The sequence below is a fragment of the Amycolatopsis sp. NPDC003676 genome (genome assembly GCF_053587275.1).
Map to the genome: position 1 here is coordinate 94,500 of NZ_JBSFNS010000004.1, position 12,700 is coordinate 107,199.

Below are 12,700 nucleotides of genomic sequence, written 5' to 3' on the forward strand. Positions count from 1 at the left end.
AGAAGTTCTAGGTAAGCGGTACGCTGGGCGACATGGCTAGAAAATCTAGCGAATTCGCTGAGGTCAACGCCGAGATGGTGCGGAAGCTGCTCGCCGCCGATCCGCGGCCGGTGCCCGACGGCGGCTACGGGTTGCGCGTGCTCGAGACGACCGGACGCCGCAGCGGCCGAATCCGGCAGACGCCGCTCGGAGTGCTCCGGCTCGGCGGCGGCCGCTACCTCGTGTCACCGGACGCGAACCGCGATTGGGTGCGCAATCTCGCCGCGGCTCCGGCTTGTCGCGTCCGAGCTGGCGACCACAGCGAAAGCGTGCGCGCGCAACCGGTGAACGGCGACGAGGCGGTGTCGGTGATCTCGGCTTATCTGGCCGCGGTACAGGCTCCGTGGGCGCTCGCCGCGTTCCCGGTCGGTCCCGGTGCGTCGGCGGCTGAGATCGCCGAGCACCTGGATTCGATCGCCGTGTTCCGCCTCGAAACGAGTGACGCGTGACGGACCCCGTGGTCGTCGCAGGCGGCGGGCCGGGCGGGATGATGCTCGCCTATCTGCTCGGCCGGGCCGGAATTCCCGTCACGCTGCTGGAAGCGCACGGCGACTTCGATCGCGACTTCCGCGGCGATTCGCTGCATCCCTACACCCTCGAACTCCTCGACCGCCTCGGCCTGGCCGACCGGCTGCTCGCCCTGCCGCACCACAAAGCACGGTTCTTCCGCTTCCACACCCCGGCCGGATCGATCACCACCGCGGACTATGGCAAGCTCGCCTCGCCGTACAACTACGTCGCGCTGATGCCGCAGGCGCGATTCCTCGACTTCCTTGCCAAAGAAACCGCCGCGCTGCCTAGCGCGAAAGTGCGTACCGGAGCCAAGGTTGTCGAGCTGATTCGCGACGGCCGCGTCACCGGCGTCCGATACCGCGACGACGCCGGAACCCACGACTTGCCCGCCTCGCTGGTGGTCGGTGCGGACGGCCGGTTTTCCCGGATCCGCCGACTGGCTGACGCTCCGGCCCGCTCCCTCGGGGCCACCACCGACCTGCTGTGGTTCCGGCTGCCGCACCGTCCCGAGGATCCGCCGGACGCCGACGTGGATCTCTTCTTCGGGCGGGACCACTACGTCGGCCTGCTCGCCGGGACGAACGGCTGGCAGGTGGGATACAGCCTGCCCAAGGGCGGATACGCCGAGGCCCGCGAGCGCGGCGTCGGTCCGATCCGGACGTTCCTCGCCGAGCATGTGCCGTGGCTGGCCGACCGCGCCGACCTGCTGACCGATTTCGGCCAGACGACCCTGCTGTCGGTCGACATCTCGCGGGTGGAGCGCTGGTGGCGTCCGGGTCTGCTGCTCATCGGCGACGCCGCGCACGTTATTTCGCCGGTCGGGGGCAACGGAATCCTCATGGCGGTCCAGGACGCCGTCGCCGCGGCCAATCACCTCGTACGGGATCGGTCCGATGCCGCGCTCGCGCGGATTCAGGCCGAGCGTGAGCCCGCGATCCGGCAGGTGCAGGCACAGCAAGTCCGGCTGGAACAACGCGCCGCCCGTGCGCGGGAGCGTGGTCGTCCGGCCGCTCCGCCGTATCGGTTGCTGCGGTTGCTCACCGGCATTCCCGGCGCTCGCGCTCGCGCTGCCCGCGCCAATGCCTACGGACCCACTCCACCCGAGCTGGACTGAGGCGGGAAAAGCCGGGGCAGGAAGCCGATCATCAGGGCAGACCAGGTCAGGTGCGTCAGCAACGGTGCCTGCACGCCGCCGCTCCGACGGCGTTGCAGCGTAAAGAGAGTCCCCATCGTCGCTGACGCCAGCACCAACGCTGGATTCCGCGTCGCCGTCGTGGAAAGCACGTAGATCGCGGTCGATTCTCGCGCGCCGAACGCGTCGTAAAGCGCACCGCGGAAGAAAACCTCTTCAGCGGCACCGGTTACGAGCGCAGTCGTCACCACGGTCGGCGTCGAACCGTGGTGGGCGTGGCTGAGCACGCCGGTGATTGCCCGGCGCAGCAACGGAATCCGGCGAGCGACCAGTGCGCAACCGTAGAACGCTCCGAACGCGCCCGCGCCTGCCAGCACCGGCTGCACGACGTCCGGACGGCCCCGTGACACAGGTCCCGCGGCCCGCGCACCGGCGAACCAGGTCGCCGCGACCGACGCGGTCAGGACGTGGAACCGCCGCGACCCGGGTTTGCTGGCCAGCGACGCGCCCAGGAGCCCGGAACCCGCCGCGGTCACCGCTTTCAGGAACGTCTTCACCTGGCCCGCCGCCGCGCGCGTTCGCCGAGTGCTTGCAGCACGGCGTCGTTGTAGCCCAGCGGCTCGAACTCGACGATCCGGCGGATCGCGTCGTCGCGGACGACGACCTCGTTGCCCATCGAGTCGATCAGCGCGCGCCCGGTCGTGGCGTCGATGTCGGTGACCAGCGAAAGCCAGTAGGACGACAGCCGGGGCGAAAGCAGCGGGACCGGCACAATCGCCAGCATCCTGCCCTCGATGACCGCGACGCGCTGCAGCATCTCCCGGTAGGTCAGCACCTCGGGGCCGCCGATGTCGAACGTCCGGCCCTCGGTCTCGGGATGCTCCAGCACACCGGCGAGATAGCGGACGACGTCGGCGAGCGCGATCGGCTGGGTGCGCGTGCCGACCCAGCGCGGCGTGATCATGGCGGGCAGTCGTTCGACGAGCTGGCGGGTCAGCTCCCACGAGGTGCCGCCGTGCCCGATGACGATCCCCGCGCGCAACACGGTCACCGGCACGCCGGTCTCCGCCAGCAGCCGTTCGACCTCGCGCCTGCTGGCCAGATGTTCGGACAGCGAATCGCCGTCGTCGCCGAGACCGCCGAGGTAGACGATCCGGCGCACCCCCGCCTCGGCAGCGGCCCGGGCGAACGCGCGGGCGGCGTTGGCGTCGCGTTGCTGGAAGTCGGTGCTGTCCAGGGAATGCACCAGGTAGTAGGCGACTTCGACGTTCTTGAGCGCGTCCCGCAGGGAACCGATGTCGGCGACGTCGCCGTGGACCGGCTCGCCCGCCCCGCGGTAGTTCTCCGGACGGCGGGTCATGGCGAGCACGTGGTGCCCGGCTTCTTCCAGCGCCGGGCACAGCCGGCTGCCGACGAACCCCGAGGCTCCGGCTACCAGTGCACGCATGCTTCCGACGGTAGCCGGACTAGCGGGATCCCGCTGATCACCGGGGGCGCTGCCGGTCCTCCATGAGCTTGCCCATCAGCTGCGCGAGCGCCTCGTCCAGCCGTCCGCTGAGGCGCTGGCCGAGCCGCTCGGCCAGTTCGTTGTCGACGGCCGCCGCGAGCGAACCCATCTCGGCCAGCAGGGATTTCCCTTCCTCGGTGACGGTGAGGATGTGCTTGCGCCGGTTGTCCGGGTCTCGCCGCCGCTCGATCAAGTCGCGCTGCTCCAGCTGGTCCGCCAGCCGGACGACCAGGCTGGGACTCACCCGCATGAGTCGCGCGATGTCGTCCTGGGTCCGGGCAAAACCCTGTTCGACCATGGCGAGCGTCCCGAGGTGTTTGGGCGTCAGGCCGGTTTCGCGGAGGTGCTCGGCGAAGTCGTTGGCCAAGTCGGTGCCGAGCACCATGAGCCGGAACGCCGAGGTCTCGGGCAAAGAACTGTTGGTCGCCACGCGGGTACTCTATCATCCGTGAACAGTTCAATCTGTGAATAGTTGATGAGTGAGGTAATGATGATCGTCCTGGTGATGGCCAATGCCGTGCTCGCGGTGGTCGGCGTCGCTTTCGCGGTGGTCGCGGCAGTGCGACCGGCGGCGTTGAGCCGCAGTGAAGCGCCGACGAGCGGCGAGAAGTTCTACGGCTGGATGTATGCGGTGAGAGCCGTGCCGCTGGGTGGTGCGGCCGCGGTGGTGCCGCTGCTCTGGTCTGGACCAGTCGGCGCGGTGGTCCTGCTCGCGGCGGCGGCCGCGCAGGCGGGGGACGTCGGCATCGGAGTTTTCCGCGGGGAACGGGGCATGATCGCGGGAAGCTCCGTGGTGGGTGCGGTGCATGTGCTCACCGCCGTCGCGCTGTGGTGAGCGAACCGGCCTGAAAGCCGCGCGTCAGCGTCGCGTCAGTGGCGGTTGCGACTCTGTCGGGGTGACGTGCCTGATGTCTGTGTCCAGTTATCTGCCCGCCGCGGTGCCGATCGCGTCGCTGCAGGACGAACTCGACCTCACCGACGCCCAGTTGCGCAGGCTGCATCGCATCTACGGGTTGTCCGAGGTCTGCCGGTCACCCGAATCCGAGGCCGAGATGCTGCTCGGCGCGGTCGCGAAGCTCGACGGGTTCGCCGGGGTGGAGGAGCGCGTCCGGTACGTGCTGCGGCCCAAGACAGTGCCCGCGGCGTCGCCGTTTCCGCTCGATCCGCTGGCCGAAGTGCGGCAGCGGCTGGGACTCCGGAACGCGCTGGCTTTCACCGTCACCGATCACGCGTGCGCGTCCGGGCTGCTCGCTCTCGACCTCGCCGGTGCGCTGCTCGAACAGGACGGCGACCCCGACGCGCTGGCGTTGATTCTCGCCGGGGAGAAGGCTTTCACGCCGGCCGCGCAGATGATCCCGGACGTCGCGGTGATGGGCGAGGGGACGGCCGCGGTACTGGTCGCCCCTGGCGGGCAACGGGATCGGCTGCTCGGCTACGCGACGACGACGCTCGGCGGGCCGGGCGGCGAGGTCATCACGAACGAAGAGCAGAACAAGGTCTTCCGGCAGATCTATCCGGACGCGCTGGGCGACGTCACCCGCGCCGCGCTCGAAGCCGCCGGGTGCGCGGCAAGCGATCTCGCGCTCGTGCTTCCGCACAACGTCAACAAAGTTTCGTGGATCCGCGCGGCCGAAGCGATGGAGGTGCCGCGCAAAAAGATCTTCCTCGGCAACGTCCCACGCACCGGTCATTGCTTCTGCGCGGACCCGTTTCTCAACTACCACACCGCGACTTGCCTCGGGCTGCTGAACCCGGGCGAGCGCTACCTGATGGTTTCGGTCGGCCTCGGCTCGACGTTTTCCGCGATGGTCTTCGAACACTAGGGAGCAGAACCTGATGAGTACGGAACTCGAGATCGAGGGCGTCGGGATCACCGAACTGGCGGACCGTTACGGCACCCCGCTGTTCGTCTACGACGGCGGCGAACTGGCCGGGCGGATGTCCCGGCTGCGGCGGGAACTGCACGCCAGCATGGAGGTTTTCTTCTCGCTGAAGTCGAACCCGAACGTGTCGATTCTCGCTGTGCTGCACGACAATGGGGCCCGCGCCGAGGTGTCGAGCCTCGCCGAGCTGCGCACCGCACGCCGTGCTGGCGTCGAACCGCGCGACATCATTTTCCTTGGTCCCGGCAAGAGTCAGGCCGAACTCGAAGCCTGTCTGGACGAGGACATCGCGGCGATTGTCTGCGAATCCTTCGGCGAGCTGGCCTTGATCGACCGGCTCGCCGGAGCGCGCGGGGTTCGAGCGCGGGTGGCGTTGCGGGTCAATCCGAGCTTCGCGGTCAAGGGATCCGGGCTGACCATGGGCGGAAAACCCCGTCAGTTCGGCATTGACGAGGAGCAGTTGTTCGCCGCCGAGGATCTGGTTTCCCGGCACGCGAACGTGCAGATCATGGGCGTCCAGGTGTACATGGGCACGCGCATTCTCAGCGAGGAATCGGTGGTGGAGAACACCACTCGCATCTTCGCGCTGGCCGAGCAGCTGTCCGCGCGGCTGGGCTTCGGGCTCGACCTGGTCGACGTCGGCGGCGGACTGGGCGTGGCGTACTTCGAGGGGGAACGCGACCTCGACCTCGATCTGCTGACCTCCCGGCTCAACCCGGTGATCGACGAGTTCGCCACGCGGCACCCGGACACCCGGCTGGTGATGGAGCTGGGCCGCTACCTCACCGCGATGAGCGGCACCTACGTCGTGCGCGTGCGTTACGTCAAAACCTCGCTGGGACAGAACTTCGCGGTCGCCGACGGCGGCACGAACCACCACATGGCCGCGGTCGGGATCGGCTCCTACGTCAAACGCGACTTCCCGATGCGGCTGCTCAACCGGATCGACGAACCGGCCACCGAAACCTGGCAGATCACCGGCCCGCTGTGCACGCCGAACGACGTGCTGGGCAAGAAGATCCCGCTGCCGCCGGTCCAGCCGGGCGACCTGATCGGGGTGGAACGCTCCGGTGCTTACGGGCCGAGCGCGTCGCCGGTGCTGTTCCTCAGCCACGGCTATCCCGCTGAGGTGTTGGTCCATGATGGACAGTCCTATGTGATCAGTGAACGGGACCAGCCGGAGGACCTATTGCGCCGTCAGCACCTGCACCGGTTGCCGGTTCCCGTGGTGGAGGGCTGATGTTCAGTGCTGGTGCCCCCACGGCAGCGACGCGCACCTCGCCGTTCGCGGTGCTGCCGATGGGATTGAAAACCGTGCTGTACCGGCGATTCGAGTCCGGCACCGATCGGCTCGACGGCCCGATCATGACGCGGTACTTCACCGACCTGGCCGCTGGGCACGACGTCGGCTACTCCTCAGAGTTGGTCGCTCAGGCTGAGGGCAACACGTTCATCTCCCTGGCCCGGGAACTGCTCGACGGCCAGGTGAGCGAGCCGATCGACCTGGTCGTCGTCGCGCACGACGGCCCCGATTTCGACCCGCGCCTTTCCGCTCCGGTCAACCTGACCGCGGTGCTGCCGGGCGGTCCGATGACGTACTCGGTTTCCGGGCAGGGCACGCTCGCCGGTTTCCTTGCTCTGCGAGTGGCGGCCGGATATGTGCGGCGCAGGCCGATGCAGCGCGTGCTGATCCTCGTCATGGAGCAACGAGGCATGCCGTACGCCGGAGTACGCCCGCCGGTGGACGCGGCGGCCGCGCTGCTGTTCGAGGCCGGAATGGGCAGCACCCGAGTCGCGGTGCTGCCCGGGATTGCCCAAGCCGACGCGCGAGCCGAGGCTGATCGGCTAGCGCCAGCAGACCGTTACGGACCAGGTCTCACCGGCAGCCCAGTCGCCGAAGTACGCTCCGCCACCGCGCTGTGGGCCGAACCTCCCGCTGTACTCGCCGATTACGACCCGATTCGAGGAACTCTCGGAATCTGCGCCTTCGCCCGGGAAATCGAGCCGTCCGCGCCCCTATAATCGGGAGCGGAACAGCCGCGGCGAAGAAAAGGTGAAGCTCTGTGCGCGTGGTCATCGGCGAAGACCAGTTCCTGCTCCGCGACGGGCTGGTCCGGCTGCTCGAAGCGCACGGGATGACGATCGTCGCGGCGCTCGACAACGGGCCGGATCTGCTGAACGCGCTGGTCACGGAGAAGCCGGACATCGGCGTGGTCGACATCCGGCTCCCGCCGTCGTTCACCGACGAGGGGCTGCGCGCGGCGATCGAGGCCCGTCGTCAGGTGCCGGGGCTGCCGGTGCTGGTGCTGTCGCAGTACGTCGAACGCTTGTACGTCAACGAATTGCTGGCCGACGGCGCGGGCGCGGTCGGCTACCAGCTCAAGGACCGGGTGCTCGACGGCGACCATTTCGTCGACGTGCTGCGCGGGGTCGCCGCGGGCAACACGATGATGGACCCCGAAGTCGTGTCGAGGCTGTTCACGCACAACACCCGCGACCGTGCGCTGGAAAGCCTCACCCCGCGCGAGAACGACGTGCTCCGGCTGATCGCCGAGGGCCGGTCCAACAGCAACATCGCCGCCGAGCTGTTCATCACCGAGAAGGCGGTGTCCAAGCACATCAACAACATCCTGGCGAAACTGCAGCTGCCGGTGTCCGAGGACAGCAACCGCCGGGTGCAGGCAGTGCTGGCCTACCTGCGCCACTGAGTCTTCCCGCGGTTCGTGAGGGGAACCCTGAGGGAATCAGAGTCCCTCAGGGTTCCCCTCACGGCACGCAAACCGGCCCCGCCGGCGAGCGTCAGCCGATCGGTTCGCAGGGGATTTCGATGACCACCGAGGTCGGGCCGCCGAGCGGGCTGAGCACGGTGAGGAATCCGTCCAGCGGCGCGAGCCGGCGTTCGAGTTCCCGCAGCCCGGTGCCCTTGGCCGGGTCCGCGCCGCCCTTGCCGTAGTCGGTGACCGTGATGGACAGCCGGCCGCCGGAATGGTGCACGTCGATTTTCCCGGAATCCGCGCCGGAATGCTTCATCGCGTTGTTGAGCACCTCGGAAACGGTGAAATACGCGGCCGTCTCGACGGCGGGCGCGAACCTGCCGGGAAGGTCGACGGTGGTTTCCATCTCCAGCGTCGCCTCCATCCCGAGTTCGCGGACCGCGTCGGCGAGCCCGCGGTCGACCAGCACCGGCGGCTGGATCCCGCGCACCAGATCGCGCAGTTCCTGCAGGGCTTTCACCGAACTCGCCTTGGCCTCTTCCAGCAGGCTCTTCGCGGCTTCCGGCTGCCGTTCGGCGAGTTTCGCCGCCGCGTCGAGCGTCATGCCCATCGCGACCAGCCGGGCTTGCGCGCCGTCGTGCAGGTTGCGTTCGATCCGGCGCAGCTCCAGCGCCTGATGGCCGACGGCGTCGTCGCGCGTCGTCGTGAGGTGCTGGACGCGCTGCGCGAGGACGGTGCTTTCCGACGGGGAAAGGAATTTCGCCGCCAGCGCCGCGTGCAGCTTCAGCAGGTGCGGCGCTGCCCAGAGCACGAGCGGGAAATGCAGCAGGCCGAGCACGACGGCGATCCAGGCGACCGCCGGGTTGTCCACCGGCCACGCGACGTACCAATCGCCGAGCCACAGATCGTCCAGCACCGGATAGAGCAACGGCATCAACAACCCGCGCACGCCGTCGATCACGAGGGCTAACGGGGCCAGCGTCAGCAGGCAGCCGATGGTGCAGTCCACCAGCAGCCAAGCGGTGTCCCGCCAAGTGGCACGGTCGGCCAGCAACCGCGCGAACACCTGAAAGAACCGCGTGCCCTCGGGCAGCGGGAGATACGGTCGTTCCACCTTCCGCCCGGTCCAGGTGCCGTGCAGTTTCCGCTGCAGATTGGCGACTGCACGAACGGCGTAGACCACCGGCGGAATCAGGAACACCCCGACGCCGACGCCCAGCAGCGAAGCGGCGCAGGCCAGCAGGCCGAAAAGCACCGCCTCGACCGGTGCGAGCAGCCCCAGCGCGGTGCTGTGCAGCACGGCGAGGCCGCCTCTCGCGAACCAGGGCTTCGGCTCGCGGGCATCGGTGGAGGGCATATCCCGATTATGTGCTGTTCCGCGCTTTCCCGGCAGGGGTGCTAGGACCAGTCCGGATCGAAGAGCTAGCACCATCGGAATCGGCCGCGAGCGCTCGTAGCTTTCTTCTGTAGCCCGACGCGCCTGGGAGAGTGACCGATGTACCAGTCCGGACAGCCAAGCACGGATGCGGTGACGCTCCGGTCCGTCACCAAATTCTACGGAGGGAACCGGGCCCGCGTCGTCGCACTCGACGGGATTTCGGTTTCGTTCGCCCGCGGGACTTTCACCGCGGTGATGGGACCGTCCGGTTCGGGCAAGAGCACGCTGCTGCACTGCGCGGCGGGGCTCGACCAGCCGGATTCGGGCACCGTCGTGCTCGCCGACCAGGACCTCGGCCGGCTCGACGAGACGCAGCTGACCCGGATGCGCCGCGACCACATCGGATTCATCTTCCAGCAGTTCAATCTGCTGCCGTCGCTGGACGTGGTCGACAACGTGACGCTGCCGCTGCGGCTGGCGGGCAAACGGGCCGATCCCGCGCTGGTGAACCGGATCATCGAGCAGGTCGGGCTCGGCGGACGGCGCGGGCACCGGCCCGGTGAATTGTCCGGTGGCCAACAGCAGCGCGTGGCGATCGCCCGCGCGCTGGTCAGCCGTCCGCACGTGACCTTCGCCGACGAGCCGACCGGTGCGCTGGACACGACGTCGGCGAGCGAGATCCTGGACCTGCTGCGCACCGCGGTGCGCGCCGAGCGGCAGACCATCGTGATGGTGACGCACGATCCGGTCGCCGCCTCCTACGCCGACCGGGTGCTGTTCTTGGCCGACGGCCAGTTCGCCGGCGAGTTGCACGAACCGACCGTGGACGAGGTCGCGCGCGGGCTGACCGCGTTGAGCTCGCGCGCGTCGCGGCTCGGCCGCGACGGCCGGAACGCCGTCGGGACGGTGCGCTGATGCTGCGCCTTGCCCTGAGCACCCTCCGGTTCCGCAAGGCCGGGTTCACCGCGACGTTTATCGCGCTGCTCGTCGGCACCGCGATCGTGATGGCGTGCGGCGGGCTCATGCAGACCGGGATCTCGCCCCGCGTCCCGCCGCAGCGGCTCGCCGAGGCTCCGGTGGTCGTCGCGGGCGACCAGCACTACAACCTGCCGCCGACGAACCCGGGCACGGAAGACGAGGACCACGAGTCCGCGACGCTGCCGGAACGGGTGCGGCTGGACGCGTCTCTCGGGGCGAAGATCGCGGCCGTTCCCGGCGTCGCGAAGGTCGTCCCTGACGTATCGATCCCGGCGACGCTGCCCGCCGCTCCCGACGTGAAGCTGGTGCGCGGCACCGCGTTGGGGCACGACTGGGCGACCGCCGAGCTGGCCCCGTATTCGCTGACTGACGGCCGCGCTCCGCAGCGCAGCGGCGAAGTCGTGCTCGACCAGGCGACGGCGGCGGCCACCGGCGTCGCGTCGGGCGGTTCGGTGCAGATTGCCGTTCGTGGCGGCGTCCGGCCCTTCCAGGTCGTCGGAATCGCCGTCGCGAGCGGGAAAATGGCGTCCGACGCGGTGTTCTTCTCCCACGAAGACGCGCTCGCGCTGACCCCCGCGACCGGGCAGGTCGACGCGTTCGGCGTGCTTCCCACCGCGGGCACGGATCTGGCCGCGCTGAGCACTCAGATCGCGAACGCGGTGCGGGACCAGCACGCGGTCGCGCTCACCGGTGTGGCGAGGGGGACCGCCGAGTTCGCGCAGGCGAGCGATGGCGGGGAAATCCTCGTGATCCTGGCTGCCGTGTTCGGCGGCCTTGCGGTGCAGGTCGCGTTGTTCGTGGTGGCCAGCACGCTGGGCCTGTCGGTGCAGCAGCGGCGGCGCGAGGTCGCGTTGCTGCGCGCGGTCGGCGCGACTCCGAAGCAGGTCAGCCGCATGATCACCGCGGAGTCGATGGTGATCGGCGTGCTCGCGACCGTGCTGGCGGCTTTCCCTGGCGAATTGCTGGGGAACTGGCTCTTCGACCGGCTGTCCGGGTTCGGCGTCTTCGAGCCGGTGCTGGCGTATCACCAGGACTGGATTCCGACCGCCGCGGGCATTCTTGTTGGCCTGCTGTCAGCGTGGGGTGCGGGGTTTGTCGCGGCGCGGTACGCCGGACGGACGCGTCCGGTCGAGGCGATGCAGGAACTCGTCTCGCCGAAGCGCTGGCTGACGTCGTTCCGGCTCTGGTGGGGCATCGGCAGCCTGATCGGCGGCGTGGCGCTGGCGTATCTGACGATCACGGTGATGGACGGTCCGCTCGCGGCCAGCACGGCTGGACCGGCGGTCACGCTCGTCGCGGCGGCGGTCGCGCTCTTCGCGCCGGGGATCACCCGGTTGATGGTCGCGGTGCTGCGGGTTCCGGTGCGGGCGGTGAGCGGGTTGTCCGGCTATCTCGCGATGGCCAACGCCCGGGTGCGCTGGCTGCCGATGTCCGGTGCGGTCGTGCCGGTCATGCTCGCCACGACGCTGGCCGTGTTCATGCTCTATTTCCAGACCACGCAGGTGGAATCGGCGAAGCAGAAGTACGCGTCGAACCTCTCGGCGGACGCGGTGGTCACCTCGTCGACCGGCGACGTCAGCACCGGGCTGCTCGACAAGGTCCGGTCGCTGCCCGGCGTCGGCACCGCTTCGGCGTACGTGACCAGCAAGGGCTACAACGAGAAGCCGTCGGACCCTGGCCAGGACGAGGACGGGCTCGCGCTGACCGGAGTCACCGGCGACGCGGTCGCGAAGACCCGGGCCGCGGAGGTCGCTTCCGGATCGCTGAACGACTTGCAGGGCAACACCATCGCCCTCCCGCTCGACCACGCGGACCGGCTGCACGCGAAGGTCGGCGACGAGATCGGGCTGCGGCTCGGCGACGGTGCGCAGGTCCGGTTGCGGGTGGTGGCGACATTGCGGTCCGCACCGGCTTTCGCGGCGGCGCTCATGCCCGCGGGCACGCTGGCTCCGCACACGACCGACGGAATCGCGTCGCAGGTGCTCGTCACCGCGACGGCGGGCACGAGCGTCTCGCAGCTGATGAGCACGCTCGACGGGCTGGCGCAGGCCTCGCCCGGCGTGCAGGTCGCGAACCGGGACACGCTCACCGCCAAGTTCGTGCAGGAACAGGAAGCGAACGCGTGGGTGAACTACCTCGTGGTCGGCATGATCCTGCTCTACGCGGCGATCTCGGTGGTGAACACGCTCGTGCTCTCGACCGCGCACCGGCGGCGCGAGTTCGGTCTGCAGCGCCTCGCCGGGTCGAGCCGCGGTCAGGTGCTCGGCGTGATGGCGGTCGAGGGGCTGGTCGTCGCGATCATCGGCGTGGTCTTGGGCACCGCCGTGTCGCTCGCGATGCTGGTTCCGTTCAGCCAGGCGGTGTCCGACAGCTGGCTGCCGTACGGTCCATTGTGGATTTATGCGGTGGTGGTCCTGCTCGCGGTCGTGGTAAGCATGGTCGCCACGCTCTTCCCGACCTGGCTCGCGGTGCGCGGCAAGACCTCGATCGCCATGCTCTCTCCTGAATAGGTGACCCCTGGGCGATCGCCTGCTGCTGACTGCCCCCAGCTGTCAG

The 12,700-nt window shown here is 69.1% G+C and carries 13 protein-coding genes; 9 read left to right on the top strand and 4 right to left on the bottom strand.

The window, feature by feature from the left end:
• Positions 1 to 32: 32 nt before the first annotated feature.
• Both ACWDNU_RS03815 and ACWDNU_RS03820 read left to right on the top strand, forming a co-directional pair.
• Complete coding sequence (locus ACWDNU_RS03815; protein WP_449667644.1) at positions 33 to 488, top strand: nitroreductase family deazaflavin-dependent oxidoreductase; 456 nt, start codon at positions 33 to 35, stop codon at positions 486 to 488.
• Positions 485 to 1,666, top strand: coding sequence for an FAD-dependent oxidoreductase (locus ACWDNU_RS03820; protein ID WP_449667645.1), 1,182 nt, complete (start codon positions 485 to 487; stop codon positions 1,664 to 1,666). Before ACWDNU_RS03815 ends, ACWDNU_RS03820 begins: the two co-directional genes overlap by 4 nt.
• Here ACWDNU_RS03820 and ACWDNU_RS03825 read toward each other — a convergent pair.
• The 3 genes from ACWDNU_RS03825 to ACWDNU_RS03835 are packed head-to-tail and all read right to left on the bottom strand — an operon-like array spanning position 1,636 to position 3,621.
• Complete coding sequence (locus tag ACWDNU_RS03825) at positions 1,636 to 2,241, bottom strand: CPBP family intramembrane glutamic endopeptidase (protein ID WP_449667646.1); 606 nt, start codon at positions 2,239 to 2,241, stop codon at positions 1,636 to 1,638. The two genes, ACWDNU_RS03820 and ACWDNU_RS03825, sit on opposite strands and share 31 nt — an antisense overlap.
• Positions 2,238 to 3,131, bottom strand: a complete 894-nt coding sequence (locus ACWDNU_RS03830; protein WP_449667647.1) for an NAD(P)H-binding protein — start codon at positions 3,129 to 3,131, stop codon at positions 2,238 to 2,240. The genes ACWDNU_RS03825 and ACWDNU_RS03830 overlap by 4 nt, the downstream gene beginning before the upstream one ends.
• Positions 3,132 to 3,168: 37 nt before the next feature.
• The gene (locus ACWDNU_RS03835; protein ID WP_449667648.1) at positions 3,169 to 3,621 is read right to left on the bottom strand and encodes a MarR family winged helix-turn-helix transcriptional regulator; all 453 of its coding nucleotides are present in this window, start codon (positions 3,619 to 3,621) and stop codon (positions 3,169 to 3,171) included.
• Positions 3,622 to 3,666: 45 nt separating this feature from the next.
• Between ACWDNU_RS03835 and ACWDNU_RS03840 the strand changes: the two genes are divergently transcribed.
• The 5 genes from ACWDNU_RS03840 (at position 3,667) to ACWDNU_RS03860 (ending at position 7,782) form a co-directional block, all read left to right on the top strand.
• The gene (locus tag ACWDNU_RS03840; protein WP_449667649.1) at positions 3,667 to 4,026 is read left to right on the top strand and encodes a hypothetical protein; all 360 of its coding nucleotides are present in this window, start codon (positions 3,667 to 3,669) and stop codon (positions 4,024 to 4,026) included.
• Positions 4,027 to 4,099: 73 nt separating this feature from the next.
• A complete protein-coding gene (locus ACWDNU_RS03845) occupies positions 4,100 to 5,014 on the top strand; it encodes a 3-oxoacyl-[acyl-carrier-protein] synthase III C-terminal domain-containing protein (RefSeq protein ID WP_449667650.1) in 915 nt (304 codons plus the stop codon).
• 13 nt (positions 5,015 to 5,027) lie between these two features.
• On the top strand, positions 5,028 to 6,314 hold the full coding sequence (locus ACWDNU_RS03850) for a type III PLP-dependent enzyme (RefSeq protein WP_449667651.1): 1,287 nt from the start codon (positions 5,028 to 5,030) through the stop codon (positions 6,312 to 6,314).
• Positions 6,314 to 7,096, top strand: a complete 783-nt coding sequence (locus ACWDNU_RS03855; protein ID WP_449667652.1) for a hypothetical protein — start codon at positions 6,314 to 6,316, stop codon at positions 7,094 to 7,096. Before ACWDNU_RS03850 ends, ACWDNU_RS03855 begins: the two co-directional genes overlap by 1 nt.
• A gap of 41 nt (positions 7,097 to 7,137) precedes the next feature.
• Entirely contained in the window at positions 7,138 to 7,782 is a 645-nt protein-coding gene (locus ACWDNU_RS03860) for a LuxR C-terminal-related transcriptional regulator (RefSeq protein WP_370939856.1), read from the top strand.
• A 91-nt stretch (positions 7,783 to 7,873) separates the two neighbouring features.
• Here ACWDNU_RS03860 and ACWDNU_RS03865 read toward each other — a convergent pair whose 3' ends face one another.
• Positions 7,874 to 9,145 (bottom strand): sensor histidine kinase, encoded by a 1,272-nt coding sequence (locus tag ACWDNU_RS03865; protein WP_449667653.1) that lies wholly within the window; start codon positions 9,143 to 9,145, stop codon positions 7,874 to 7,876.
• A 138-nt stretch (positions 9,146 to 9,283) separates the two neighbouring features.
• Between ACWDNU_RS03865 and ACWDNU_RS03870 the strand changes: the two genes are divergently transcribed.
• Together ACWDNU_RS03870 and ACWDNU_RS03875 are read left to right on the top strand one after the other, a co-directional pair.
• Positions 9,284 to 10,081 carry an ABC transporter ATP-binding protein gene (locus tag ACWDNU_RS03870; RefSeq protein WP_370939853.1) on the top strand — a complete coding sequence of 266 codons (798 nt, stop codon included), beginning with the start codon at positions 9,284 to 9,286 and terminating at the stop codon, positions 10,079 to 10,081.
• Positions 10,081 to 12,654 carry an ABC transporter permease gene (locus tag ACWDNU_RS03875; protein ID WP_449667654.1) on the top strand — a complete coding sequence of 858 codons (2,574 nt, stop codon included), beginning with the start codon at positions 10,081 to 10,083 and terminating at the stop codon, positions 12,652 to 12,654. The genes ACWDNU_RS03870 and ACWDNU_RS03875 overlap by 1 nt, the downstream gene beginning before the upstream one ends.
• Positions 12,655 to 12,700: the final 46 nt, after the last annotated feature.

Coding starts and splice junctions, on each gene's coding strand:
- ACWDNU_RS03840 (WP_449667649.1), top strand. CDS start 3,667: ATGAGTGAGGTAATGATGATCGTCCTGGTGATGGCCAATGCCGTGCTC.
- ACWDNU_RS03855 (WP_449667652.1), top strand. CDS start 6,314: ATGTTCAGTGCTGGTGCCCCCACGGCAGCGACGCGCACCTCGCCGTTC.
- ACWDNU_RS03875 (WP_449667654.1), top strand. CDS start 10,081: ATGCTGCGCCTTGCCCTGAGCACCCTCCGGTTCCGCAAGGCCGGGTTC.
- ACWDNU_RS03815 (WP_449667644.1), top strand. CDS start 33: ATGGCTAGAAAATCTAGCGAATTCGCTGAGGTCAACGCCGAGATGGTG.
- ACWDNU_RS03830 (WP_449667647.1), bottom strand. CDS start 3,131: ATGCGTGCACTGGTAGCCGGAGCCTCGGGGTTCGTCGGCAGCCGGCTG.
- ACWDNU_RS03870 (WP_370939853.1), top strand. CDS start 9,284: ATGTACCAGTCCGGACAGCCAAGCACGGATGCGGTGACGCTCCGGTCC.
- ACWDNU_RS03865 (WP_449667653.1), bottom strand. CDS start 9,145: ATGCCCTCCACCGATGCCCGCGAGCCGAAGCCCTGGTTCGCGAGAGGC.
- ACWDNU_RS03845 (WP_449667650.1), top strand. CDS start 4,100: ATGTCTGTGTCCAGTTATCTGCCCGCCGCGGTGCCGATCGCGTCGCTG.
- ACWDNU_RS03850 (WP_449667651.1), top strand. CDS start 5,028: ATGAGTACGGAACTCGAGATCGAGGGCGTCGGGATCACCGAACTGGCG.